The organism is Shewanella algae, assembly GCF_009183365.2.
Lineage (GTDB): Bacteria > Pseudomonadota > Gammaproteobacteria > Enterobacterales > Shewanellaceae > Shewanella > Shewanella algae.
Map to the genome: position 1 here is coordinate 3315175 of NZ_CP068230.1, position 24133 is coordinate 3339307.

At 52.9% G+C, this 24133-nt stretch carries 23 protein-coding genes; 13 read left to right on the forward strand and 10 right to left on the reverse strand.

Annotated elements, in window-relative coordinates:
* Window positions 1-69 precede the first annotated feature (69 nt).
* On the forward strand, window positions 70-432 hold the full coding sequence (locus tag E1N14_RS14905) for a hypothetical protein (protein WP_025011646.1): 363 nt from the start codon (window positions 70-72) through the stop codon (window positions 430-432).
* Between the two features lie 29 nt (window positions 433-461).
* On the opposite strand, the gene E1N14_RS14910 is transcribed toward E1N14_RS14905, so the two are convergent.
* From E1N14_RS14910 to E1N14_RS14920, 3 genes are all read right to left on the reverse strand, one after another.
* Window positions 462-779, reverse strand: a complete 318-nt coding sequence (locus E1N14_RS14910) for a phage portal family protein (protein ID WP_025011645.1) — start codon at window positions 777-779, stop codon at window positions 462-464.
* Window positions 780-928: 149 nt separating this feature from the next.
* On the reverse strand, window positions 929-2590 hold the full coding sequence (recN, locus tag E1N14_RS14915) for a DNA repair protein RecN (RefSeq protein ID WP_062793900.1): 1662 nt from the start codon (window positions 2588-2590) through the stop codon (window positions 929-931).
* Between the two features lie 92 nt (window positions 2591-2682).
* On the reverse strand, window positions 2683-3636 hold the full coding sequence (locus E1N14_RS14920; RefSeq protein ID WP_025011644.1) for an AEC family transporter: 954 nt from the start codon (window positions 3634-3636) through the stop codon (window positions 2683-2685).
* 224 nt (window positions 3637-3860) lie between these two features.
* On the opposite strand from E1N14_RS14920, the gene E1N14_RS14925 reads away from it, so the two are divergent.
* Window positions 3861-4763, forward strand: a complete 903-nt coding sequence (locus E1N14_RS14925; RefSeq protein ID WP_025011643.1) for a LysR family transcriptional regulator — start codon at window positions 3861-3863, stop codon at window positions 4761-4763.
* Window positions 4764-4811: 48 nt separating this feature from the next.
* On the opposite strand, the gene E1N14_RS14930 is transcribed toward E1N14_RS14925, so the two are convergent.
* From E1N14_RS14930 to E1N14_RS14950, 5 genes are all read right to left on the reverse strand, one after another.
* Entirely contained in the window at window positions 4812-5783 is a 972-nt protein-coding gene (locus E1N14_RS14930) for a PstS family phosphate ABC transporter substrate-binding protein (protein WP_025011642.1), read from the reverse strand.
* Between the two features lie 361 nt (window positions 5784-6144).
* Window positions 6145-7446 (reverse strand): phosphate regulon sensor histidine kinase PhoR, encoded by a 1302-nt coding sequence (gene phoR / locus E1N14_RS14935; RefSeq protein ID WP_025011641.1) that lies wholly within the window; start codon window positions 7444-7446, stop codon window positions 6145-6147.
* 74 nt (window positions 7447-7520) lie between these two features.
* Window positions 7521-8210, reverse strand: a complete 690-nt coding sequence (gene phoB, locus E1N14_RS14940; RefSeq protein ID WP_025011640.1) for a phosphate regulon transcriptional regulator PhoB — start codon at window positions 8208-8210, stop codon at window positions 7521-7523.
* Window positions 8211-8734: 524 nt separating this feature from the next.
* Window positions 8735-9181 carry an IS200/IS605 family transposase gene (gene tnpA / locus E1N14_RS14945; RefSeq protein WP_025012174.1) on the reverse strand — a complete coding sequence of 149 codons (447 nt, stop codon included), beginning with the start codon at window positions 9179-9181 and terminating at the stop codon, window positions 8735-8737.
* Window positions 9182-9343: 162 nt separating this feature from the next.
* Window positions 9344-10276, reverse strand: coding sequence for a porin (locus E1N14_RS14950; RefSeq protein ID WP_025012002.1), 933 nt, complete (start codon window positions 10274-10276; stop codon window positions 9344-9346).
* Between the two features lie 292 nt (window positions 10277-10568).
* Between E1N14_RS14950 and rdgC the strand changes: the two genes are divergently transcribed.
* Window positions 10569-11480, forward strand: coding sequence for a recombination-associated protein RdgC (gene rdgC / locus E1N14_RS14955; protein ID WP_025012001.1), 912 nt, complete (start codon window positions 10569-10571; stop codon window positions 11478-11480).
* A 50-nt stretch (window positions 11481-11530) separates the two neighbouring features.
* On the opposite strand, the gene E1N14_RS14960 is transcribed toward rdgC, so the two are convergent.
* Entirely contained in the window at window positions 11531-12418 is an 888-nt protein-coding gene (locus tag E1N14_RS14960; protein WP_025012000.1) for a LysR family transcriptional regulator, read from the reverse strand.
* Window positions 12419-12512: 94 nt separating this feature from the next.
* Here E1N14_RS14960 and E1N14_RS14965 point away from each other — a divergent pair, with 94 nt between their 5' ends.
* Window positions 12513-13700: an MFS transporter gene (locus tag E1N14_RS14965; RefSeq protein WP_051547198.1), complete on the forward strand. Its 1188-nt coding sequence runs from the start codon at window positions 12513-12515 to the stop codon at window positions 13698-13700.
* Between the two features lie 60 nt (window positions 13701-13760).
* On the opposite strand, the gene E1N14_RS14970 is transcribed toward E1N14_RS14965, so the two are convergent.
* Window positions 13761-15575 carry a M61 family metallopeptidase gene (locus E1N14_RS14970; protein WP_025011998.1) on the reverse strand — a complete coding sequence of 605 codons (1815 nt, stop codon included), beginning with the start codon at window positions 15573-15575 and terminating at the stop codon, window positions 13761-13763.
* 128 nt (window positions 15576-15703) lie between these two features.
* Between E1N14_RS14970 and E1N14_RS14975 the strand changes: the two genes are divergently transcribed.
* From E1N14_RS14975 to E1N14_RS15015, 9 genes are all read left to right on the forward strand, one after another.
* Entirely contained in the window at window positions 15704-17851 is a 2148-nt protein-coding gene (locus E1N14_RS14975) for a tetratricopeptide repeat protein (protein ID WP_062793950.1), read from the forward strand.
* A gap of 160 nt (window positions 17852-18011) precedes the next feature.
* Complete coding sequence (locus E1N14_RS14980) at window positions 18012-19568, forward strand: GGDEF domain-containing protein (RefSeq protein WP_025889111.1); 1557 nt, start codon at window positions 18012-18014, stop codon at window positions 19566-19568.
* Window positions 19569-19603: 35 nt separating this feature from the next.
* Window positions 19604-20959 (forward strand): nucleotide 5'-monophosphate nucleosidase PpnN, encoded by a 1356-nt coding sequence (ppnN, locus tag E1N14_RS14985; protein WP_025011997.1) that lies wholly within the window; start codon window positions 19604-19606, stop codon window positions 20957-20959.
* On the forward strand, window positions 20956-21738 hold the full coding sequence (gene xni, locus E1N14_RS14990; RefSeq protein ID WP_025011996.1) for a flap endonuclease Xni: 783 nt from the start codon (window positions 20956-20958) through the stop codon (window positions 21736-21738). Before ppnN ends, xni begins: the two co-directional genes overlap by 4 nt.
* A gap of 20 nt (window positions 21739-21758) precedes the next feature.
* On the forward strand, window positions 21759-22175 hold the full coding sequence (locus E1N14_RS14995) for a DUF3192 domain-containing protein (RefSeq protein ID WP_025011995.1): 417 nt from the start codon (window positions 21759-21761) through the stop codon (window positions 22173-22175).
* 113 nt (window positions 22176-22288) lie between these two features.
* Complete coding sequence (locus E1N14_RS15000) at window positions 22289-22828, forward strand: hypothetical protein (protein WP_025011994.1); 540 nt, start codon at window positions 22289-22291, stop codon at window positions 22826-22828.
* Window positions 22829-22900: 72 nt separating this feature from the next.
* On the forward strand, window positions 22901-23161 hold the full coding sequence (locus E1N14_RS15005) for a hypothetical protein (RefSeq protein WP_208155341.1): 261 nt from the start codon (window positions 22901-22903) through the stop codon (window positions 23159-23161).
* A gap of 6 nt (window positions 23162-23167) precedes the next feature.
* A complete protein-coding gene (locus tag E1N14_RS15010) occupies window positions 23168-23443 on the forward strand; it encodes a hypothetical protein (protein ID WP_208155343.1) in 276 nt (91 codons plus the stop codon).
* A gap of 181 nt (window positions 23444-23624) precedes the next feature.
* The gene (locus tag E1N14_RS15015; protein WP_025011993.1) at window positions 23625-24044 is read left to right on the forward strand and encodes a DUF3192 domain-containing protein; all 420 of its coding nucleotides are present in this window, start codon (window positions 23625-23627) and stop codon (window positions 24042-24044) included.
* The last annotated feature ends 89 nt before the right edge of the window (window positions 24045-24133 follow it).

Here is a 24133-nt window from a genome sequence, read left to right on the forward strand (position 1 = left end):
AAAAGATCTGCATGCTGAAAACAGTAGCTAGAATGATAGCTATCGACTACAAATCTCAAGGTAACCACCATGTCTTACGATAGAGATGATGTTCAAGCGGCAGAAGCCTTGCACGCTCACTTAGCAAAAACACCAATATATGAACTGTTGCTTCAATATGCTGAGTTAATCGACAAGCGTCTTAGTGCAATGGATACCGTTGACAGTGAAGTTTATGACTTTTTTCACAAGGCTTGGGAAAACAGAGACATTATCCCTATGGACATTGCGATCCGTAAAATCAATGACCTAACCGAGTTTAACACCCCAACACTAACCGAGGTAATTACAACGGCATCAAACACCTTTGAACCAAACAATTGTTCAGTAATGATTGAGCTTATAAAGATATATCAATGGCCTAGAAACAGATCCAAAGTACTCTCCTTGTGAAGCCACCGCTTCCCTGCCGTGTGGCTTTGTCATACTTGACCGGGTTCACGCACACTCAGTGATCCTAGCTTAGCCAGCTCGGGGTCACTGTTGATGAACTCCACAATATCACGCGCCAGTGGCAGCACTTCATTGCTCTGATAGACATCGTTGGTTTTGAGGGGATCCCCAAGTCCTGCCGCGCCCTGGGGAATAATCCCCGCCATCCCGGCCGGAAAGCGGTTGGCCGTCAACACATCCTGGGCGCTGATGTTCTTGGCGCTGACAAATTGATCTTTGGAAGAAAAGTCGCCGATGGGGATCACCTGGATCCCCTTCTCTTTGCCATCCGGAATGTTGATAAACATATTACGAAAGTTACCCGCCCCTTGCTGCGAGCCAGGGCGCTTCCTATCGCCTTTTTGTCCGGATCACTGAGCTTGGGATCTGACACGTACAACAGGTAGCCCATGTGGGCGCCGTTCTTGGATTAACTGACTTGTTAACTGCCTTGAGCTTAACTACTCAGCAGCTCACGGGCGTTGGCCAGGGTATTGCTGGTGATGGTATCGCCGCCAAGCAGCCGAGCCAGCTCCTGTACCCGCTGCTCTTTATCCAGTGCCACCATAGAGGTTTCAGTACCACTGCCCTTGGCATGTTTGGCAACAAACATATGCTGATGGCCGTTACCTGCCACCTGCGGCAGATGAGTCACACACAACACCTGAGTCGATTCTCCCAGGGTGCGCAACATGCGGCCCACCACGGCGGCCGTTGGTCCGGAAATCCCCACGTCCACCTCGTCAAAAATCAGTGTCGGGGTTGCCACCTTACGGGCGGTTATTACCTGAATACCCAGGCCGATACGGGAAAGCTCGCCCCCAGAGGCCACCTTGGCCAGACTCTGCAGTGGCTGCCCCGGGTTAGTGGTCACCAGAAACTCAACCCTGTCACTGCCGTTGACCGACATCTGCTCAGGGCTGAACTCCACCGCTATGCTGAACTTGCCCTTGGGCATATTGAGTTCATGGATGGAAGCCGTGACCAACTTGTCCAACTCTTTGGCATAGCGGCTGCGGCTCTGACTGAGTTTCTGCGCCTGGGTCAGATAATTCTGTTTGCTGGCTTCCAATTGCTGCTCTATCTCTTCGAGCTTCTGCTCATCTGAGTCGAGGCTACCCAGTTCGGTCAGCAACTGCTGATGGTGTTGATACAACTCTGAGGGCATCACCTGATGCTTGCGCGCCAATTGCATCGCCTTGGAAAGTCGCGCCTCCAGCATGGCAAAGTGTTCAGGGTCCAACTCGAGTTTGTCCAGATAGCGCTGCAGTTCGCTACTGCTTTCCTGCACCTGGATCAGGGCATCGTTGAGCATGCTGCCGACATTGGCCAGCTCAGAATCGACACCCTCCAGCTCGGCACTGATATGCACGGCCCGGTTCAGCAATGACTCTATGTTGGCCTCTTCGCCCTCACTGAGCAGCATCAAGGCCAACTGACAGGACTCGATCAGCGCCGTACTGTTGGCCAGACGCTTGTGCTCCTGCTCTATCTCGGCAAATTCATGCTCCCCGAGGGCAAAGTCGTTGAGCTCTTCCACCTGATAGCTGAGTAACTGCTTGCGGGCGATTCTCTCCTGCTGCGACAACACCAGTTGCCGCAGTTCCTGCTCGATTTGGCGATAACGCTGATAGGCACTGCTGACACCATCGAGCAACAGCTTATGATTGGCATAGCTGTCCAGCAGGTAAAGTTGCTGCTCTGTCTTGAGCATGGCGTGATGGGCATGCTGGCCGTGGATCCCCACCAGCAAGGGCCCCAAGGCCTTGAGCTGAGTCAGCGGCACAGGGTTACCATTGATATAGGCGCGGGAGCGGCCATCGCTGCCAATGGTGCGCCGGAGAATACATTCATCTTCGAGTTCAAGATCATTATCTTCCAGCCAACGCTTGGCCAGAGGGACATCCGCCAGAGAGAAACGGGCACTGACTTCTGTCTTGCTGGCACCGGGGCGCACACTGGCGGCATCGGCCCGGTTACCGAGACAAAGCCCCAGGGCATCGATGGCAATGGATTTACCCGCCCCGGTCTCGCCGGTAATACTGGTCATTCCCGGACGGAAGTCCAGCTCCAGAAAACGCACTATGGCAAAGTTATTGATGCTGAGTTGGCAAAGCATAATGAATTCCCAAAACACTGTATTGATAAACAGTATATACTGATTTTTTATACAGTAAATATCTGTCGATTAATTATTCCCTGTGTTCTTCCCTAGACGGCCCATGCCGCTATCAAAGGCAAACTGATAAAGGTGATCAGCGTGCCCACTAATATCCCCTGGGCACTGACCCCGGCCTTGGTGTCATAACGCTGCGCCAGTAAGTATACACTCGCTGCCGTAGGCAGGGCCGCAAGAATAACCCCCATCTGCAGATTGGTGCCGCTGATCCCCATGGCTTTCAATAATAGATAAGCCAGCAGAGGTTGCAGTAGCAGCTTGCAGGCGTTGATGCCAAAGAGCTCGGCCAACTGCCAAGGCCCAGGTAAGCGGGTGGCGCCGCGAACCCGGGTCGCCTTGGCCAACACCATACCTATGGCAAACAGGGCGCAGGGACTGGAGGTGGCGCCTATCTGGCTTATCATCATCTCTATCCCATCCGGCAGAGCCATACCGGACGCCGAGACGGCAACGCCCAGGGCGCTGCCGATAACAATCGGGTTTTTCGCCAGCGCTTCAACAATTATCAGCAAAGGATGCGCCTTATTTTCTGTATCTCTGGCAAGCTCCAGCGACACCAGTGCCACGGCAAACATCACCACAGACAACAGGCTGGCAATGGCCGCCGCGGCCAGCGCCAGCTGGTTTCCCGGGTAGACTATCATCATCATGGGGATACCGATAAAGGCGGTATTGCCAAAGGTGGCATTCAAGGCGCGAATTGCCCCTACCCCTTGACCCGCCCTGAAACAGCCGGAAATCAGCAACACCAGCAGGTAGGTCAGCATCATTGCCACGCTGAAACCGACGATGAAATGCCACTGGAAGATCTCCTCGAAAGAAGTTCTTGCCAGCACTATCATCATAACGGCCGGAAAAGCTATGTAGTAAACATATTGATTGAGCGCCGCATCCGTACCATCCGGCAGGATTTTGCTTTTCTGTACCAGTGAACCTGCGAGCATAATGCCAAACACAGAGATCAGCGGAGTAATGATTCCAGTCATACTTCTTCCATTTTGCTGACTTTGGCTGTCGTACTCCCGCCGGGGATCTGCGAAAATGGCGGGGGAATTTTGTATCTTGCCTGCCCCTTATCAGTACAGCTAAGTAAGTTCGGCAGAGACGCCGGCAAGATACCATAGTCGTTATCCGCCAGCCATTGCGCTATGGTCGTAGAAACCGGCAGACAAGCGTTTTAAACATATCCTTGGCACATTGAGGAACCGCAATGAGTGACAATCAGGCCCCCGAACTGCAACTGCTCTACTTGTTTGTACATCTGGTCAATGCCGGCAGTTTCTCCCAGGCCGCCAAAGTGTTGGATATGCCGGTGGCCACCGTCAGCCGCAAATTGGCCAAGCTGGAGTCTGTGCTGGATAAACAACTGCTGATGCGTACCACCCGCAAACTGAGGTTGACCGAAGAGGGACTGGAGTTGTTCCAACGCTATCAGCAACTGATAGCCCAGTTTGATGCCCTGGCCAGCGGCACCTGCGCCGACAAACCCGAAGGCACCCTGAGAATTGCCGCCCCCATCTCGATAATCTCTATGATATTCATCGAGACACTGAACGAATTTTGCGAGTGCTACCCGGATATCAAGCTGCATATCGCCCAAAGCAATGAGGTGGTGGATCTCATCGACAAAGGCATAGATGTTGCCATAGTCGGCGGCACCCAGCCGGACTCCTCCTGGGTCTCCTGCTCTCTCGGGGTATTGGATTATCGCCTGGTGGCTTCCCCCGGGTATCTTCGAAAGGCGCCGGTATTCAATCATCCGCAGCAGCTCAGTCAACATAAGGTGATCAAGGTCTGGCCTCTGTTCAACTGGTCGCTGCGCCATCCCGATGGCGATGCCTTCTATTATGATGGCCCGGCCAACCTGACCCTGACGGATCTCCACGGTGCCATCCGCGCAACCTTAAATGACGGCGGCATTCTTTACGGCCCAGAGCTATTTTGCAAACAGGAGTTGAAAGACGGCCGGCTGCAGGTATTGCTGCCGGAGTGGAAAGGAGAAAAACGGCGTATCTCCCTGCTCTATCATCAACGCAGCCAGCAACCACTCAAGGTAAAACTCTTTATCGAGTTCATGCAGCAGCGCGCCCCGGCGCTGTTTTCCATGGACTGAAACACAAAAAAGCCCGCGATGCGGGCTTTTCTTCGAAGGGAGTATGTCTTACAGACGGATACCAGCCTTCTCCAGGTCTTTGGCAATCACACTTCTTGGCAGTGCAACATAACCGTCTTTCTCAACCACCTGCTGACCCTGCTTGGACAGGACATAGCGGACAAACTCGCGCTGCATGGGTGACAGCTCTTTGTTTGGGTGCTTGTTGATGTAAACGTAGAGGTAGCGTGACAGTGGGTAAGTACCGCTGGCAGCATTGTCTGGGGTTGCAGCGATATAGTCGTCGCCCTTCTTGGACAGAGCCACGGCTTTAACACCGGCTGTCTTGTAACCTATGCCTGAGTAACCGATAGCGTTCAGCGACTGAGATACAGACTGAACCACTGAGGCGCTGCCTGGCTGCTCGTTCACGTTAGCTTTGAAGTCACCCTTACACAGCGCTTTCTTCTTGAAGTAACCGTAAGTACCGGATACTGAGTTACGGCCGTACAGCTGAATGTCTTTGGCAGACCAGCTTCCGTCCAGACCGGCATCACCCCAGCGAGTGATATCGCTGCCACCACACTTGTGGGTAGAGGAGAAGATAGCATCAACCTGCTCTATGCTCAGGCCCTTGATTGGGTTGTCCTTGTGAACAAAAACCGCCAGGGCATCGATGGCTACACGAATCGCAGTAGGCTTGTAACCATAGTGCTTTTCAAACGCTTCTTCTTCGTTTGGCTTCATCTTGCGGCTCATTGGGCCGAACTGAGAAGTCCCTTCGGTCAGAGCTGGAGGCGCAGTTGAAGAACCGGCAGCCTGGATCTGGATGTTGACGTTAGGGTACATCTGTTTGAATTCTTCCGCCCACAGAGTCATCATGTTGGCCAGAGTGTCAGAGCCGACGGAAGACAAGTTACCGGAAACACCACTTGTTTTCTCGTAGGTTGGCAGTGACTGATCGATAGCAGCCATAGATGCTGCAGAGAATACACCAGCGGCCGTAAGGGTTACCGCGCCGACAAGCTGTTTCAATTTCATTATTTGCTCCAGTTTTTACCGAACTTGGTTTCTAAAACGCAGCCAGTATCAATTGCCACAATGACAAGTCTATGACTTAAAAATGACAGTTGCATGACAAGCCAAAATAAATACGCTGTAACTGGGTATCGAAAATAACAGACTGAAAATAACTGCCAGCCACGCCTTGAAGCCATTTCGGCATAAAGGACCCTCGATTGACAATGTCGCCCCGACAGTTTCCTAAAGCCTTTGCCTAATCATGACCGTGAGATTGCCATTTGCCACAGGCTTGAAAAAGAGTGTACAAAGCCTACCTCTTCCCGCTAGACAGCAAAAAGGAGCCAAAGGCTCCTTAATAGGGTTAATACAGTCAAACGCGTCAGGAAGCTTGCTGCTCCAGCAGATGCTGCGGGATCACAAAGCTGAAGGTACTGCCCTTGCCAAGCTCACTGGCCACCTTGAGTTCGCTGTGGTGATGACTGAGGGCGTGTTTCACTATCGCCAGCCCCAGACCACTGCCACCGGTTTGCCGCGAGCGGGCACTGTCAACCCGATAGAAGCGTTCGGTCAGGCGACTGATATGCTGCGGTGCAATACCTTCACCACTGTCTTTAACACTGAACATGGCGCCGGTTGCCACCCGTTGCCAGCGCACCTCAATAGTGCCACCCGGCTCTGTATAGCGTATGGCGTTGGACAACAGGTTGGAGCAGGCACTGCGCAGCTGCAACTCATTGCCATGGGTATTGAGCCCTGGTTCGGCATAGAAGCTCAGTTGGTAGCGACCACGGGAGAGCGCTTCGCCCTCCTCTTTTAAGGTGGTCATCAACTGCTGCATATCCACTGTGTGTTCCAGGTTGATATCGGCGGCATCTTCAATCCGCGACAACGCCAACAGCTGCTCCACCATGGACTGCATCCTGCCTGTCTGCTGCTGCATCAGCTCCAGCGCCTTGACATTGGGTGAGTCGGGTTCGGCCATGCTCTGCATCATCTCAAGATATCCCTGCAGCACAGTGAGCGGTGTCTTCAGCTCATGAGAGACATTGGCAACAAACTCCTTGCGCATCCCCTCGAGTTGCCTAACCCGGGTGATATCCCGGGCAATCAGCAACAACTGCCTGTCGCCATAGGCCATCAAACGCACTTCCAGCAAACGCTTATCCGAAACCGGGGACGGCAGCTCCAGCGGCTCCTTGTAATGGCCCTTTTTCAAATAGGCCGAAAAGTCGGGATGCCGGATAAGGTTATCTATTCGCTGACCATTATCCTGCGGCCAGACAAAGCCAAGCAGCAGCTGCGCCAACTTGTTACACCAGAGAATATTGTGCTCTGAATCGAGTACCACGGCCGCATCGGGAAGTGCTTCGGCCCCCTGGCGAAACCTTCCCAGCAGCCCGGCCAACTGACTCACTCGCTTGCGATTTTTACCCTGCAGGCGATAGATGCCGTTGAACACCCCTTCCCAACTGCCACTGCCCTGCGGCGGCGTTAAGCGGCGATCGCGCCACAACCAGTAATTGAGCCGGATAAGCTGGCGATAGTGCCAACCCAATAATAGAAAAGCGCCCAGACACAGTACCAAGAGCAACTGACCAAGCAGCAACCCAAGCAGCAAACAAGCCGCCAGGTACAGCATCAAACGGGAAAACAGCCGATAACCCGAATAGGAATCAAACATAGAAAATGCCCAGGCAAAAGGCCGATGGTTGCACAAGATAACGCAAAACCCGGCCCATGCCCATTGTTACCCCGCTAGATACGGGTAGAGAAGCGGTAACCTGCGCCGCGAACCGTTTGGATCAGTTTATCGTGCCCGGACAGCTCCACGGCTTTCCTTAAGCGACGAATATGCACATCCACGGTTCTGTCTTCGACATAGACATTGGTGCCCCAGACATTGTCCAGCAGCTGCTCACGGCTGTAGACCCGTTCCGGGTGAGTCATAAAGAAGTGCAGCAAACGAAACTCGGTCGGCCCCATCTCCAGCACAGAATCCCCCACTGTGACCCTGTGGCTGACAGGATCCAGGGTCAGGCCCTGCACGTCTATGGTTTCTTCCAGGCGGGTTGGTGCGGCGCGTCTGAGAACCGCCTTGATGCGAGCCACCAGCTCCTTGGGGGAAAACGGCTTGGTAATATAGTCATCGGCGCCCACTTCCAGGCCTTTGACCTTGTCCTCTTCCTCGCCGCGGGCGGTGAGCATGATAATGGGGATCTGGCGGGTAAACTCATCTTGCTTCAATCGCTTGGCAAACTGAATACCGCTGCCACCGGGAAACATCCAGTCCAGCAGAATAAGATCCGGATAAGGTTCCTTGAGCAGTGCCAGCGCAGAGTCAAAGTCCTCGGCGGCACTGGTGGTGTACCCGTGTTGTTCCATAACAAAAGTCAGCATCTCACGGATAGCCAACTCATCTTCTACTATTAAAATCCTTGCAGTCATAACGGTTTCTGTCAGTGAATTTCCACGTGGCCATTATTGGACAGTTTTATTACAAAATTATGAAAAGGGCCGACTCTGACACCTTTAACGCCGCTATTTTGTCACAATTTTCCCGATTAAACACTTGAAACTGGAATGAAAAGCTTACCAAAGAGCCATTATTGACCGCCACGAGCAACAATCTCACTGCAGCTGAATTTAGATTACAAGTCTACAACAAACAATAAGTTAGCCTTAACTTAACCAAGTGCTGCCGCGGCTCCCTGTTAGGCCAGGCGCGAATTATCTTTCAGGTACACGGCACTGACACAATTTCCTGACAACTGTTTTCACACTGCAGGAACGCGCCCAAGAGCCGTTCGGCTGAGTTGGCTGGATTCATCCGCAAAGGCCGAAGGCAAGAACCAACAGCAGCGCGACAAAGAGCTACCTCAATACGCCTCCTGCCTACAAACAGTGCAAGTAAAAAATCCACCTGCATAGCAGGTGGCTTTGAACAGCCCCCTAGAAGGGGGCTAAAAGAATTACCCATCCAAACCAAGCTTGATCTGGCCGTTTGATTCCTCTGCCTCTACTTTCTGTTGATACCTTACATATCTACGAATGATCTCTTCGTTTGCTCCCACTGAATCTACAAAGTAGCCTCTTTGCCAAAAGTGGTTACCCCATAATTTATGCTTTCGTAAGTAAGGGAATTTGTTAAACAGTCTTATCGCAGTTCTTCCCTTTAAAAAACCTACGTACTCCGAGACACTCAAGCTTGGCGGAAGTCTCACCAGTAAGTGAACATGGTCTATCTGGACATTTAGCTCTACTATCCGGCACTTCTTCATGCCGCTATAGATATAAATACTGCGACAAACCTCCTGTCCAACTCGGCCCTTCAAGATCCTGTGTCTATACTTTGGCGTCCATACAATGTGATACTGACAGCGATAGAAGACGTGCGATGCACTTTCATATCGGCTCATACTGCTTACTCCTTGATTTGCTGGTAACAAACCGAGTCAGTATGCAGTATGGGCACTCTTCGGGCTGAGCCCCGACTTGACGATCACCACCTCCATAGGAGGTGGTTTTAGGGTGACAACAAAAAGGAGGCCCAAGGCCTCCTTTGCTGCAGCTGTGGTCGTTTAGAACTTGTGTTCCAGACCAACACCTATGTACTTGTCATCATCGTCCATATCTTCCATGGAGCGATTGGTGTAGAAGGCAAACAGCTTGGTAGGCTTACCCAGCTTGTAGTCGGCACCGATAGACCAGGAATCACCCTTGTCTTCCATGTCCTGCCACTGACCTTTGAGGGTCACCGCGTCAATCTTGTAAGCCGCGCTCAGCAGGTAACCGTTCTTGCTGTCACCGTCCACTGACTTTTCTTCCTGCTGGTACATACCGCCCAGGATGAAGTTGGCCAGCTTGGCCTGTACTGTGGCGCGCAGAACATCGTAGCCCTTAACTTCAGAGTCGTAGGCAATAGAGGCGAATACTGCGCTCTTTTTCAGATCCTTGTCACCGTACATGGCGGCAATAGAGAAACCATCTTCACCGCCTTGTGACTTGGCGGCTTCGGCAGCGTAAGTGGCACCAACTTTAAAACCACCGAATGAAGGCGACAGGTAAGTCACTGTTTGCTCGATACGGTTTTCACCCTTGAACAGGCTCTTGAGGTCGCCTGACAGGTCGTTGAACTGGTCCACTTTACCTTGAGACACTTTCAGCATGGTGTCGTTACGACCCACAGAGACAGCACCGAAGTTACCCTTCAAACCAACAAACTGGTTACGGGCCAGGAAGTTGTCTTTGGCATCATCGCCTGTGTCTACTTCGTATTCCACTGTGTAGAATGCTGCCAGGTTGTTACCCAGATCGAATTCGCCCTTCACGCCAAAACGAGAGGCATTGCTCTGAACCGTGGTTTCAGAATCGTCAGCACCGGCCTCGTCGTTGGACTGAACAGTAACATTCAGCTTGCCGTAAACGGTCAGCGGCTCGGCTGCATGGGCAGAGGCCAGAGAGACTGAAGCGATAGCTGAAGCGAGTAGTGTTTTGCAAAATGCGTTCATCATTAATTCCTTTCGACGTTCTCTTCGTCTTGGTTATTGGTTTGGAACGAGCGAAAGTGTGCAACGAGTCTGTTGCAGTTTTATTTCATCTTTTAACCTGTTGGCTTCATTGGCATCAAAGACCAACCCAGCCACCGGTAAAAGCCCGTCACCACGGGGCCTCGCGGCAAGCAAAGGGCTATATGACATTTTGGTTAAATCTGCCCAGAGCGAAAAAATCTGTGCTAGCAGGGCGGGTTTACCTAGAGGAATTCATGCCTTACACTGCGGCTTTATTTTTCAAAGAGCGCCTGTCATGTGGTTTAAAAATCTCACCGTATATCGTTTCAACAAACCATTTTCCACCGATATAGAGGCACTGGAGACGGCCCTTGAGGGCTTCACCTTTTCTCCCTGCTCCAGTCAGGACATCAGCAAGTTCGGTTTTTCCAAGGCTTTGGGCAAACTGGGGCACACCCTGGTTCACAGCGCCAACAACCGCCACCTTATCTGTGCCACCAAAGAGGAGAAGCTGCTGCCTTCTCAGGTCATCAAGGAAGCGCTGGAAGAAAAGGTGTCGCTGCTGGAAGAGGAAGAAAACCGCAAGCTGACCAAGAAAGAGAAAGATGCGCTCAAGGATGAAATCACCACCACTCTGTTGCCAAGAGCCTTCTCCCGTCGCAGCCAAATCAAGGCACTGTTGCTGCTGGATGAGCAACTGATCCTGGTAGACAGCTCCAGCGCTGCCAAGGCCGAAGAACTGCTAGCCTTGCTGCGTAAGGCGCTCGGCAGCTTGCCTGTGGTGCCAATGAGTACCAAGACACCGATTGAAGTGCAAATGACCGAATGGCTCAAGCAAGGCAATGCCCCTGCCCCCTTCACCATTCAGGATGAAGCCGAGCTCAAGTCTGCCGCCGATGATGGCGCAACCGTGCGCTTCAAGCAGCAGGATCTGGGCGAAGAGGAAGTACTGGCTCACCTGGAAACTGGCAAGCAGGTGCATAAACTGGCACTGCACTTCGGTCAGTCCATCGCCTTTGTGCTGCAATCCGATGCCGGACTGCGTCGCCTCAAGTTCTCGGAAGAGTTCCGCGCCGCCACCGATGATGTTGCCGGTGAGGATCCGCTGGCCAAACTGGACGCCGACTTTGAGCTGATGAGCAGCGAACTGGTTGCGCTGATGCTGGCACTGGTCGACGCCTTGGGCAGCGTTGAAGACAGCCTGTAATCGCTATCTCCAAGTAAAAAGGCGCCTGATGGCGCCTTTTCTGTCTCCAGCTAACCGCCCCACTGCTCAAGCAGTGCCTGCCGCAACACTTCGAGTTTGGCAGAGTGCTGCCTTGAGGGTTGATAAACCAGAAAAAGAGGATGAGGACGAGGTGCATAGGTTGGGAGGATTTCCTGCAATTTGCCTTGCTGCAGTGCATCATCAACAAAATAACGCATCAGTTGTACCACTCCCGTGTCCAGGCAGGCCGCTTCCAGCAAAGGGTCACCGTGATCGAGTATCAGGTTGCCGTCAAAATCATACTCCAGTTGATTGCCGGCCTCACAGAAACGCCAACTGACAGGTTTACCGCTCAGCGGACTTCGCACCCGCAAACAGTTATGCTGCCTCAGCGCGGCGGGCGTATCGGGTGCGCCATGAGAGGCAAGATACTCGGGCGAAGCCAAGGTCGCCCATTCAAGTGCCTTCAGCGGTCTGGCAATCAGGCGTGAGTCCTTGATTTCACCTGTGCGGATGACGGCATCGAATCCTTCATCAACCAGATCCACCAACCTGTCGGTCAGTTCCATCTCTATCTTGAGCTCAGGGTAACGGGCCAACAGGCCTGACACTATGGGTAATACCACGACTCGACCAAAGGCCGATGGGGCGCTGATCTTCAGCAATCCCTTGGGCAGACAAAGATTCTCCTGCAGCGAAATCCTGGCTTCTTCGAGCCCGGAAACCAGTGGCGCGCAGCGGGCGAGAAACAGTTGTCCATCTGGGGTGAGGCTCAGGCTGCGGGTATTTCTGTGCAGTAGTCTGACTCCCAGTTGTTGCTCCAGGCGACTAACAGCCCGGGACAGTCCCGACTGAGTCAGTCCCAACTGCACCGCGGCTTCGGTAAAGCTCAGACATTCCGCCACCTTGATAAATTGACGCACCGCATTAAGATCCATGACTTTATTCATTTCTAAAAGGAATTTATGAAATTTATCAAACTTAAATCATAAGTAATACTGCAACCACCTTAAATCTTTCAGCTAAAAAATCATGTCAAAGTCACTGCCTTTTTCTATCTATCTGCTGGCACTGGGTATATTCAGCCTTATCAGCTGCGAGCTGCAGGTGCTCGGAATGATGCCACAGTTGTCCGCCTCACTTTCCCTGTCGGTTTCCGAAGTGGGTTATCTGGTCTCCTTCTACGCCGGCGCCATGGCGCTGGCCGGTCCCGTGTTAACCCTCTGCCTATCCGGCCGGCCGCCGAAACAGGCCTTGCTCATTCTCTACAGTCTGTTTTTACTGGCCCAAGGGGTTGCGATTATGGCGCAGGACTATTGGCTGCTTGTGGTCACCCGGATCATCATAGGCGCAGCCGCAGGCGCTTTCTTTGGGATCACGGTCGGCCGAGTCGGCGAGCTGGTACCCGAAGCGCAAAAAATGCGCGCCATCGCAGTGCTCTTGGCCGGGATCATGCTCGGCACTATATTGGGCCTGCCTATGGCCAGCCTCAGTGCCGAGTATTTCGGTTGGCGCACTGGGTTCTTTCTGGTCTGGCTCTGCGGCTTAATGGCCGCGCTGCTCAGTGTTCGCTTCTTGCCTTCACTGCCTTCCCAGCCGCCACTGCCACTCAAGGAGGAACTCAAGGCTTTTGCCAGCGCCAGACTCTGGGCCATCTATGCCACCAGTTTCTGTATTATCGGTACCACTTATGCTGCGTTCAGCTATTTTGTCCCCATTCTGTCCGAGCTGGCGGGTTTCAGTAGTCAGACTATCACCCTGTTACTCTTTGGTTATGGCTTGAGTATGTTGCTGGGCAATCATTTGGTGTCCCGCTTCTGTGGCCGCAACGACTTAACACTCCAGGCGCTGGGATTGCTGCTGCAGGCATTATTCCTGTTGCTGCTGGCCCAAGGCAGTGAGTACCCACTATTGGCAGCGGTGGCGGTACTGGGAATAGGTTTCAGCGGTGTCAGCATGAACCCCGCCATGGTGAGCCGTCTGATGCAGCTTCCCCAGGGCAGCCGGGCACTGGTTAATACTGTGCATACTTCGGTTATCACCCTGGGTGTCATGGGAGGCAGTTTTATCAGCGGCTATGCGCTCGCCCGGGGAGCCAACCTCTATGCCCCCATATGGATTGCCATGCTGATTGCGCTACTGGGATTACTGAGCCTAGGTCTGCCTCGGCTTCTGTCAGCAAGTTCCCGAGCAGAAGTCCCCTGCGCTGAGATAAAATAAGCGCCATAAAAAAACACCGGCGCAAGTGAAGATGCGCCGGCGTTTTCGGGACAATCAGACTCAGGACTTATAGTTACCCTGAGCGTCAAACGGCCAGTCTATGCCGAGCCAGGCCTTGAAGAAGGCTTTCTGGGCGCGGCTCACTCTTTCCTTAGGCTTAATTTGCAGCTTGCCGGATTGCTCTGAAGCCAGAGTCACACGCCGCTCTATGAGCTTATCGTCGTGGAACAGGGTCACAGTCAACTCATCACCCGCGTTAAAGTCGGCCAAACGTTTGGCGTAACCTTCGGCGCTGACTTTCAAGCCATTGATAGCCAGCAACTGATCGCCGGCGACTATGCCCGCCTGCCAAGCCGGACCACCGCGCTCAACACTTTGCAACACCAAAGAGCCGGAAATGAGTGTCATACCGGCAAAGGCCTGCTCCTTACTGTCTTGGCCGTAGGCGGTCTTAAGCCCTGCCTGACTCAGCAGTTTGTCAAAGTCCAGCACCAAGGGGGCATTGACATGGCTCTGCCACCAAGACTCATAGTCCTTGCCGGATAAGTTTTTCAAAATACGTTTCACATCCGTGACATTGTATCCCTTGGGGACCTTATGCTCACGATAGAGACTCCGGTGCACATCCCGGTAGGACACCTCTTTATCTGTGTCCTGCAGCAGTGAAAAGTCCAGTGCCAGCGAAGTCAGATAACCTTCGGAATAGATGTTCACACTGTGGTTGATGGCGTAATCGCCGCCTGTGCTGACCCACTGACCGGCACTGGCCTCGGCCACCGACTGAATTTCCCGCCCCGGTTTATGCTGATTGGCATTGACCCGCTTGGCCAGGTCCTCCATAAACTCTTTCGGCGTCATGATCCCGGCACGCAGCAACAACTGGTTTTGAAAATAACTGGTAGAGCCTTCCGCCATCCATAAAAGCTCGGTCATATTCTCCTGCTGATAGTCGTAGGGCACCAGTCCCTCAGGGCGATAGGCCTTGACGTTCCAGGTATGAATAAACTCATGGGAAGCCGTGCTGATAAAACGCAGGTAATCCTGGCGCTCACGGAAGTTGAATCTCGGCAGCTGGATAATGGTTGAGTTCAAATGCTCGGTGGCGCCGCGGGCCCCCGAAGTGGCGTGCACCATATAAACATAACGCTCAAAGGGATAGTCATCCCAAATGGCCGCCGCCGTACCGGATAACTTACCGAGATCGGCTTCTATCTGCTCCAAATCATAGTTACCCTCACCCCAGACCACCAGCTCATATTGTTTGCCATCGGCCTTGAAGGCGCGGTGCTGACTGAGCCCGGTTTCAATCGGCGAGTCGACCAATACATCATAGTTGGCGGCCACAAACGAATGGGGCTTATCCGCTGCTGCCATTCCTGAGTAACTGCGCCAGTCGGCCGGCACATCCAGTGTTACCTTGAGCGGCTCTTGGCGAAACTCGGGGCTGTACATGAATACGCCGCTGGCATCCAGAAAAGCGTGGCTGGCATCAATATGCCTGACTCTTTGCCCCAACTCGTTGGCATAGAGTTGATAGCTGACGGTGACCGCTGTTGGCTTGGACAAAACCACAGTCCATTCACCGCTGGCACTGCGCTTCCAAGGCAGGCTGTTGCCCTGCTCGTCCGTGGCATGAAAACGGCGAACCCCGTCCGCCAGCGGCAATACCTGATACTTGCCGGTGCGCCAAACCGGCAGATTGACCTTGAGCTGTTGCCCTGAATGTTGCGGGAAGGTGACCTTGACCTGAGCCAGATGATGTTCCGGGCTTTTAAGATCTATCTGATAATCGACGTCAGCCCAGGCTGAAGATGCCATGCCCAGAGTTGTCAGTAGGGAAGAGTAAGATATGATTGACAAAACAGCGGATTTCACTCGTAATTCCTTCTTATGTCATTGTTGTTATAAAATCGGCCGAGTATAACAATTCGGGGCGGTCACCTCACCCGTTGCTAATAAAAGCTAACAATTAAGTCCCCGCAGAATGGGACAGAGGCAAATATATGTACTTTTTCAGGGTTATGTTCATCGCATCCATGCTGCTTATGGGTCTGGCGCACGCCGACGAACTGGATGATATAGAGATAAGTTTCAGGGAGCAGCCCAGGCAGCTCCACAGCACTGTGGTCAGTTCACTGCCTGAGTCGTTGCAATATCCCTCGCTTGAACAGTTTCAGTCCAGCGCATTGGAAGTGGGTTTTGCCCCGGATCAGCTGATGGACAAACTCATTCTGCTGGCTCGGCTGGATCTGGATGCCCAAGTGCTGGTTCCCGGGCGGCTGGAACAGGCACAAGATATCATTGAGCAGTTGAAGATCATCGCCCGCAGCGACTATGAAAAAGCCGCCCTCTATAATCTTGAAGGCCGTTATCTCGGCCGGGTCGACCAACAGTATGAACAAACCGTCGCCCTCAATCAGCAGGCGCTCGAGCAGTTGGGCGATGCCCAGGACAAACGCAGCCAACTGCTCAGGTATGTCATCTACGAAGATCTGGGTACAGTTAACCTGATAGCCAAACAGGCTATTCCGTCTCTGAACGCCTACAACCTGCTCAGAGATACCGCCTACCGGCTGCGCAATGACTACCTGATAGCCAATGCCGAAGCGGCTTTGGGCAAGTATTACAATATCAACGGCCAGCGCACCAAGTCGCTGCAGCACTATACCGAGGCCTTCCGTTTGGCCAGCCGTTACAACCATCCCAATCAAAAGGCACTGCTGCAGCTTAACCTGGCCAAACTATACCGGGACATGGAACAGTGGGATGAAGCGCTGGAATACGCCCACGGCGCCGCCGACGCTTATAAAGCCATGGGTTCCGGCTCTTTCCTGTCCCATACCATGACGGTTATCGCCATGGTGTATGGCAACACAGGCGAGTGGAACAAGGCGATTGACTACTACCTCAATGCCCAGCAGATAGATGCCGAGCTGAAGAACTTCATCGCCCAGGGGCTGAACTTCCACAACCTGGGCGAGGCGTATTTCCATTTGAACGACTATCAGGTCGCGCTCGACTACCTGTTCCAGGCCAACGAAATATTCAAGGACAGAAAGAGCAACCACTACCTGGTTTATAACGAGATGCTGATAGCCGAGGTGGGCCAGGCCATGGAGGATTGGCCCTTGACCATGCAGCACGCCATAGAAGCCTTGCGACTGGCCAAGTTGCTGGAATTGCCGGATGAGCAGATAGAAGCCCTTGGCTACCAAACCGCGGCCTACAAGGCGCAGGGTAAGTTTCAGCAGGCACTGGCAAGCCAAGAGGAAAGCATCCAACTGCAACAGGCCATGTTGGAAAAAGAGCAGCAAACCACCTCGGACGTTAATTCATCCGCCGTCACAGAGCAGAAGCTGAAACTGGAAGTGGGCCAACTCAGGCAAGATCAACTGCAAAGACAAGACGCGCTGCATACCCGTAATATTCTGCTGGCAATCAGCCTGGGGCTCTGCCTGCTGTTGCTGGCATTGGCGATGCAGCAGTATAGATTGCGCAAACAAATGGCGAAAAAGAACCAGGCTCAAAAGGCGAAAATGCAACTGGAGCCCATGAGCGGCCTGCCCGGTTATCGCGCCTTGCTTGGCAGTATTTCAAGTAAAACCAAAGGCCTGGCGCTATTGTCTCTGGAGCAGGAATTCAACTCTGACTTCACCTTGGGCAACAGCCTCGCGGCGCCGAGACTGGTGCAGCAAGCCGAGGAGATTGCCGCCCTCACCGGCGCCAAGGTATTCCTGCTCAGACCCGGCCTATTTGCCCTGACCCTTGCCGAAGACACGGGCCCAGCCAAACTTTACCACCGGCTCAGTGCCTGGCAATTCCAGGGGCAGATGCTCAAACCGTCGCTGGGTTATATTCCGCTGCCGCTCCTGGGTAACCCGGATATCAAGCTGTCGGTGGAAGTCCTGTTTGAAACGGCGCAATTGGCCCTTGCTGGTGCCATCAGCCTGAAAAACAGCCAAGGCAGTTATGTCGGTTTCAGTACTTTGGACTTCACCCCGGCCGCCATTTTCTCGGCCCCGCTCTATCTGCAATTGCAAAAGAGTATTATCCGCGGCCTGATAAGAGTGGAGACCAATGGTGAGAAAGATAAGATCTGCTGGCCGGAGTCACAACAGCAGTCCAGAGCCGAACCTGTGTCAATAATTTGATCTGAACGACAAAACTTTGTCACAACAACTGGATGGCAGATTTGCACTCCTGCCGGATTGCGATACCATTTAGAAGTGTCTGGAACTGGAGTCGTGGGGTTTTCGAGCCACTCATGACCCGACTATAGATTCGATCGCGCATCGAAGGAAAATTACAGGAATGAAGGACTCAAACGCAACGGTGTCGCAACTAGGTGTACTCAAGCAGAAATTGCATTCCACCAAAGCCGCGTTGGATGAAATGAATGAGGACAGAAATGCCAAGCTGCAGGCATTGCTGCAGTTTATTGGTCACCTCAGTCTGGCCTGTAAGGGGCAAAACCTGGAGCTGGACAATAAACTGGCCAAGCTCAGACATAACCTGGGAACCTACGAGCGTATCGATGATGTGTTGCCGGATCTGGTCGAGGTAGAGCGTCTGCTCAAGGGGCAATACCATCATGTGATGGGCCAACTGGAAGAAGGCCGCTCCAGCCTGAGCAAGTTCAGCCGCCAACTGCAACGAGTCGACTCCATGCCTGAGCGCCTCAAAAAAGAGGTCAGCTATTTCAAGCAGGAGCTGGGCAAACCTTTCCATACCGTCTGGGATTATATTCCCAAGGTCGAGCAACTGGTGGGGTTTTACGAGCAGCTGCTGGACAACCAGTTTGAATCTGAGTCCCCCATCGCGGTATTACCCAAGCACAGACAACTGGGTCACGAGCTGGCGCAGATGATTTCCAACATAGAGTTTCGCAAAGATCAGCGTGACCAGGTGTTGGTAATCAAAGAGCAGTTGGCCTCGGCCGAGATAGATATCGATGCCCTGCTGGAGGCCTATCAAACCATACTCTCGCTGCTTTTGGATAACATAGCCCGCGAAAAAACCGCCTCACAGGAGTTTCTGTTTGCCCTCAACGACGCCCTTAGCGCCGTGCGTGAAGTGGTCAGCGACTCTTATAACCAATCCCAGCGCAGCCATCAGCTCAAGAGCCAACTGAATCGTGAACTCAACGCCCAGGTAGACAATGTCGGCGAGTCATTGGTGGATATTGAGGATATTACCGAGCTCAAGCAGCAGATCAGCGAGCAACTGGCCGCCATTCGCGCCAGCCTGGCCCGCAAGGAAGCGCTGGAGCAAAGAGAGCAAGCCCTGCTGCGCAAGTCGATGGAAACCATGCGTAAAGAGCTGAGCGACCTCTCCAGCGAAGCCACCACCTATAAGGAAAGGCTGTTCGAGCAGCAGAAGCTCAATATGCTCGATACCCTCACCCAGCTGCCCAACCGCGCGGCCATGGAGGAGCGGATGGAGCAGGAATACCGCCACTTCCAGCGCAACAAACAGCCACTGTGGCTGGCGGTAGCCGACATAGATCACTTCAAGTCCATCAACGACAGCTTTGGCCATACCACAGGTGACAAGACACTGCAGGTTATCGCCATGGCGTTGAAAAACTCCCTGCGTGACACTGAGTTTGTTGCCCGTTACGGCGGTGAGGAGTTTGTTCTCATCATTCCGGATGTTTCACCCAAGGATATAGAACAACTATTGAACAGAGTGCGCGAAAAAATTAAAAATATTCCTTTTAAATTTAAAAATCAGCGTATTACAGTTACAGTATCCATAGGGGCCGCGCAGATATTGGATGGCGAACACATCCAGGAAACTTTCGAACGCGCCGATGCGGCCCTCTACAAAGCCAAACATGAAAGCCGTGACAGAGTCATTATAGATTGACAGCAATGACTCCTGTTTCAGCTCAAGGAGTCGTCATGATAGTCAGGATCAGTCCCCGCGGCAGTATGGATCAACTGTCGCAACTGGAGGCAGACCGCCTCAAACAGAGTGCCAAGAGTGACCTTTACCAACTCTACCGTAACTGCTCGTTAGCCGTATTGGCCTCGGGGCAGCAAACTGACAACGCCAAGGAACTGTTCGACCAATTCCATGACTTTGAAATCAACGTGCTGCGCCGTGAGCGTGGCATCAAGCTGGAGCTGGTTAACCCGCCGGCCAGCGCCTTTGTCGATGAGCAGATCATAGTCGGCATTCAGGAGCACCTGTTTGCCGTGCTCAGGGACATCATCTATGTCAGCAACAAGTACGATGGCCTGAAACACATCAACCTCACCAACGCCAGCCATATCACCAACGTGGTGTTCGACATTCTGAGAAACGCCAGAGCCATTACCCCGATGCAGGATCCCAATGTGGTAGTCTGCTGGGGCGGCCACTCGATAAACGACACCGAGTACAAATACACCAAAGAGGTGGGCTACCAGTTGGGGCTGAGAATGCTGGATATCTGTACCGGCTGCGGTCCGGGAGCCATGAAAGGGCCAATGAAGGGCGCCGCAATCGGCCACGCCAAGCAGCGTATTCATAACGCCCGTTACATAGGCCTGACCGAGCCGAGCATTATCGCCGCCGAGCCGCCCAACCAGATAGTCAATGAACTGGTGATTCTGCCGGACATCGAAAAACGCCTGGAGGCCTTTGTCCGCCTGGGGCACGGTATCGTCATCTTCCCCGGCGGCGCCGGCACCGCCGAAGAGCTGCTCTACCTGCTTGGCATTTTGCTCAACCGCGAAAATGCCGATATTCCTTTCCCGCTGGTGCTCTCCGGCCCCAAGGAAAGCGAAGCCTACTTCCGCGAAATCGATGCCTTTATCGGCGCGACATTGGGCGAGCAGGCGCAGCAGAAATACCAAATCATCATAGACGACGCCCCCCAGGTGGCGCGCATCATGCGTGCCGGTATGGAAGAGGTTAAACGTCACCGTAAGCAAACCGGTGATGCCTACCAATACCAATGGAGCCTCAAGATAGAGCCTGAATTCCAGCTGCCCTTTGTGCCCACCCATGAAGTGATGGAAAACCTTAACCTGCACTTCCAGAGCAATAAGGCTGAGCTGGCGGCCAACTTGCGCAAGGCGTTTTCCGGCATAGTGGCGGGCAACGTCAAGGCGGAAACCATGAAAAACATCGAGCGTCATGGTCCATTCAAGCTCAAGGGCGATCCCGAGCTGATGGCCTTGATGGATAAACTGTTGGGCGCCTTTGTCAGCCAACAAAGAATGAAGTTACCGGGCACCGCCTATGTGCCCTGTTATCAAATAATGAAATGAACCGACTGCTGATTATTGATGGTATGAATCTGGTGCGCCGCCTGCATGCGGCGCAGCCGGATGAAGCCGACATACAAGGGCTGACCGAGCGCAGCCGCAATGCCTGCCAGAAGCTTATTCGCCAGCACAGCCCCACCCATGTGGCCATTGTCTGGGACGGCGATGAAGAGTCCTGGCGCAAACGCCTGTATCCGGATTACAAGAAAGGCCGCAAGCCCATGCCCCAGGCATTGGCCGATGGCCTACCGGCGCTGAAACAGGCGCTGGCAGAAGCGGGGATTGGCTCCATCAATGCGCTATCGGAAGCCGATGATGTTATCGCCACCCTGGCAAGCAAGTTGTGCCTGCGCGGTGGTGAGGCGATTATCGTCTCCACAGACAAGGGCTTTTGCCAGCTGAGATTACCGCGTTTGCTGCTGTGGGATCACTTCAATGGCGCCGCCATGGATATTGCCGCGCTGGAGCAAAAACTCGGCATAGAGCAGAGCCAGCTGCTGGACTTTATGGCCCTCAGCGGCGACAGCGGCAACAAGATCCCCGGCATCCAGGGAATAGGTCCCAAGACGGCCGGCGAACTGCTCAGAAGCTTTCGCACCCTGGCCAATGTCTACAATGCGCTCGATACTTTGGGAGCCAAGCAAGCCAAAAAGTTAACCGAAGGCAAGGAGATGGCCCGCCTCAGCTATCGGTTGGCAAAATTGCGCACGGATCTCGAACTCAATCTTCGTTTGAACCAGTATAGAGTCAAAGAAAACCAAGGCTCCAAGAGCTCAACTTAAGCAATAAAATGGAAAACTGTATGAAAGGTAAGGCCCCCGTAGTTATCGGCAGCATCTTTATCGCCTATCTGGTCTTTGTTGCCGTGGTCATCCTCTTCTATGAACCTAAACCGGAAGATATGAGCTGGGAAGACAGGCAAGCCTATAACCAGTCTAAAGTCACTGAGTTACTGCTGGGACAAACGCTGGAACAAACCATTGAAACCCTGGGTAGAGCCGATTTCAGCGAAGCCATGCAAACCCATGGCCAGTCGCTGCAGGTGCTCTTCTACCGCACCCAGCATGTAAAATCCGACGGCAAGACCACCAAAGACGAATGTACCCCTCTGCTGTTTGCAAATGGCCGGCTCCAGGCCTGGGGGGAAGACACTTATCAGCAGTATCTGCAGCAACATATGCAGCCCCAGCAGACAACACCCAAACAGACACAGGAATAGCGAAACGGGCTCACACATAGGCTTGGTAGCCTTATCGGCTGCTCGTTATTTTTAAAATCTTTTCCAACTGACCCGCTCATTCCCGGTAAAGCAGTTTAAAGGAGTAAACAAGTATGAATGACTACCTGATTTTTCACCGCCGCCAATTCTATCTGGAGCGGAACTGGCTGATAAAAGCCAACACGCCCCAACGCCCGGTGGAATATGGGCCGGATCTGGTGGTGGATTTTGCCCAGTGCCCTCGTCTGTTCTTTGCTGAACCTTTCGCCGACATGCTCTCGTCAATGGAGCCTTTCGGGGTTGAGCGTATTAAAAACCCCTACAAGCCGGATGAAGATATGTATGCCGAGATAGACATAGGCACAGTAGACGAACTGGATTTCATTGATGAAGTGCTCTATGCCTATTTTCATGTCTTCAATCGCTATGATGTGCTCGATATCGACCACACCATCTGGAACTCTGAATCACCCGCCATCGACGCAATACGAACCCCGGTGCTGGATCCGGCCAAATTGGCAGCCATTCCGCTTGAGCAGCGATTATTGTTCAAACTTGACCAAGACCCCTCCTTCTTGCTGGTACACAACAGCGTAATGGACAAGCTGACCGCGGCCAATTTGAAAGATGTCTGGGTGCGCTGGAGCGAATAACGCCAAGGAAGAAACCAGGGGACATGATTCATATCAACAACGAGTATTTTGTCCTGTATTGTGGTAGCGGCGATGTGCCATCCCCCTTATACCGCCTGTAGTAGAGAGCATTATCTTATTTACCGGGGTCCAACGTCGCTGCGCGAGCCCATCTATGCCGAATCGCCGACCGATGAGGAGGGAAATATTCCCCTGATTGACGCCATGGATCTCGACGGTATGCCTATGGTAACGAATGCCATAAAGCGAGAGCTCGACTATCTGGACATCTACCGGCTGCAGCTGTTGCCTGTCTGCTACTGCCCTGCCGATGAGAGCGAACACCTCTATTGAGCCGTAATGCTCGACAACAGCCTCGCAGGCTATGACTTTGACAACAGCCAATCTATCCGCCGGCAAGCAGACGACTCGGTTTCCGCCATCAATATCCGCCTGGACGCCGACAAACTGCTGGCCATTCCTTTTGCCAAACGACGGATGTTCGACGTCAAAGGCATGAGATCTACCTACATAGTACATGAGTCCGTGGCTGAGAGACTCATAGCACTCAATGCCAACGGGTTACATCTGGTGCCGCTGCTGGAATGGGACATGGGCTTTGGCTTCACCATCTAAACCAGCTATTCAGTGACCTTTGCACGGCCTGGCAGCCGGGCAATAATCACGCACAGACAAAACATATTACAAACATACTGTTTACATTGGAGCTGTCGCGAGTATCTTATATCACTCAATACAGAGTGAGCCATCTTGCTCTGGAATGAACCCAGGTTGAGCAATAAAACGGAATAACAGCATGAAAAGTAAGGCACCCGTAGTTATCGGCAGCATCTTTATCGCCTATCTGGCCTTTGTTGCCGTGGTTATTCTCTTCTACGAGCCCAAACCGGAAGACATGAGCTGGGAAGACAGGCAAGCCTATAACCAGTCTATGGTTTCTGAGCTGCAACTGGGGCAAACACTGGCAGAAGTCACCCAAACCCTGGGCAAAGCCGACTTCAGCGAAGCCAAGCAAACCCATGGTCATTCGCTGCAGGTCCTCTTCTACCGCACCCATCACAGTAAATCAGACGGCAAGACCACCAAAGATGAATGCACCCCACTGCTATTCGAAGATGGCCAACTGCTGGCCTGGGGCGAAGACACTTACCAGCAATATCTGAAGCAACATTCGCCGCAGCAAGTGCTATCCAAGGCCCCCGCTCAACCCGAATAAAGGCAGAAAAACCGCAGTTTAAGGAACGGAAAACCAAGGGTAGAATCAACCTGTTCTAGCTCCCCTTCTGCCCAGCAAAAAATGTTCAA

What these genes read in the sequence shown, in the direction of transcription:
- E1N14_RS14930 (WP_025011642.1), bottom strand. Translation starts at nt 5,783, where the DNA reads ATGAAATTGAAACAGCTTGTCGGCGCGGTAACCCTTACGGCCGCTGGT.
- phoR (WP_025011641.1), bottom strand. Translation starts at nt 7,446, where the DNA reads ATGTTTGATTCCTATTCGGGTTATCGGCTGTTTTCCCGTTTGATGCTG.
- E1N14_RS14905 (WP_025011646.1), top strand. Translation starts at nt 70, where the DNA reads ATGTCTTACGATAGAGATGATGTTCAAGCGGCAGAAGCCTTGCACGCT.
- E1N14_RS14925 (WP_025011643.1), top strand. Translation starts at nt 3,861, where the DNA reads ATGAGTGACAATCAGGCCCCCGAACTGCAACTGCTCTACTTGTTTGTA.
- E1N14_RS14950 (WP_025012002.1), bottom strand. Translation starts at nt 10,276, where the DNA reads ATGATGAACGCATTTTGCAAAACACTACTCGCTTCAGCTATCGCTTCA.
- recN (WP_062793900.1), bottom strand. Translation starts at nt 2,590, where the DNA reads ATGCTTTGCCAACTCAGCATCAATAACTTTGCCATAGTGCGTTTTCTG.
- E1N14_RS15005 (WP_208155341.1), top strand. Translation starts at nt 22,901, where the DNA reads ATGTGCCATCCCCCTTATACCGCCTGTAGTAGAGAGCATTATCTTATT.
- E1N14_RS14960 (WP_025012000.1), bottom strand. Translation starts at nt 12,418, where the DNA reads ATGGATCTTAATGCGGTGCGTCAATTTATCAAGGTGGCGGAATGTCTG.
- E1N14_RS15015 (WP_025011993.1), top strand. Translation starts at nt 23,625, where the DNA reads ATGAAAAGTAAGGCACCCGTAGTTATCGGCAGCATCTTTATCGCCTAT.
- xni (WP_025011996.1), top strand. Translation starts at nt 20,956, where the DNA reads ATGAACCGACTGCTGATTATTGATGGTATGAATCTGGTGCGCCGCCTG.
- E1N14_RS14975 (WP_062793950.1), top strand. Translation starts at nt 15,704, where the DNA reads ATGTACTTTTTCAGGGTTATGTTCATCGCATCCATGCTGCTTATGGGT.
- rdgC (WP_025012001.1), top strand. Translation starts at nt 10,569, where the DNA reads ATGTGGTTTAAAAATCTCACCGTATATCGTTTCAACAAACCATTTTCC.
- phoB (WP_025011640.1), bottom strand. Translation starts at nt 8,210, where the DNA reads ATGACTGCAAGGATTTTAATAGTAGAAGATGAGTTGGCTATCCGTGAG.
- tnpA (WP_025012174.1), bottom strand. Translation starts at nt 9,181, where the DNA reads ATGAGCCGATATGAAAGTGCATCGCACGTCTTCTATCGCTGTCAGTAT.
- E1N14_RS14980 (WP_025889111.1), top strand. Translation starts at nt 18,012, where the DNA reads ATGAAGGACTCAAACGCAACGGTGTCGCAACTAGGTGTACTCAAGCAG.
- E1N14_RS14920 (WP_025011644.1), bottom strand. Translation starts at nt 3,636, where the DNA reads ATGACTGGAATCATTACTCCGCTGATCTCTGTGTTTGGCATTATGCTC.
- E1N14_RS14910 (WP_025011645.1), bottom strand. Translation starts at nt 779, where the DNA reads ATGTTTATCAACATTCCGGATGGCAAAGAGAAGGGGATCCAGGTGATC.
- E1N14_RS14995 (WP_025011995.1), top strand. Translation starts at nt 21,759, where the DNA reads ATGAAAGGTAAGGCCCCCGTAGTTATCGGCAGCATCTTTATCGCCTAT.
- E1N14_RS15000 (WP_025011994.1), top strand. Translation starts at nt 22,289, where the DNA reads ATGAATGACTACCTGATTTTTCACCGCCGCCAATTCTATCTGGAGCGG.
- E1N14_RS14965 (WP_051547198.1), top strand. Translation starts at nt 12,513, where the DNA reads ATGTCAAAGTCACTGCCTTTTTCTATCTATCTGCTGGCACTGGGTATA.
- E1N14_RS15010 (WP_208155343.1), top strand. Translation starts at nt 23,168, where the DNA reads ATGCTCGACAACAGCCTCGCAGGCTATGACTTTGACAACAGCCAATCT.
- ppnN (WP_025011997.1), top strand. Translation starts at nt 19,604, where the DNA reads ATGATAGTCAGGATCAGTCCCCGCGGCAGTATGGATCAACTGTCGCAA.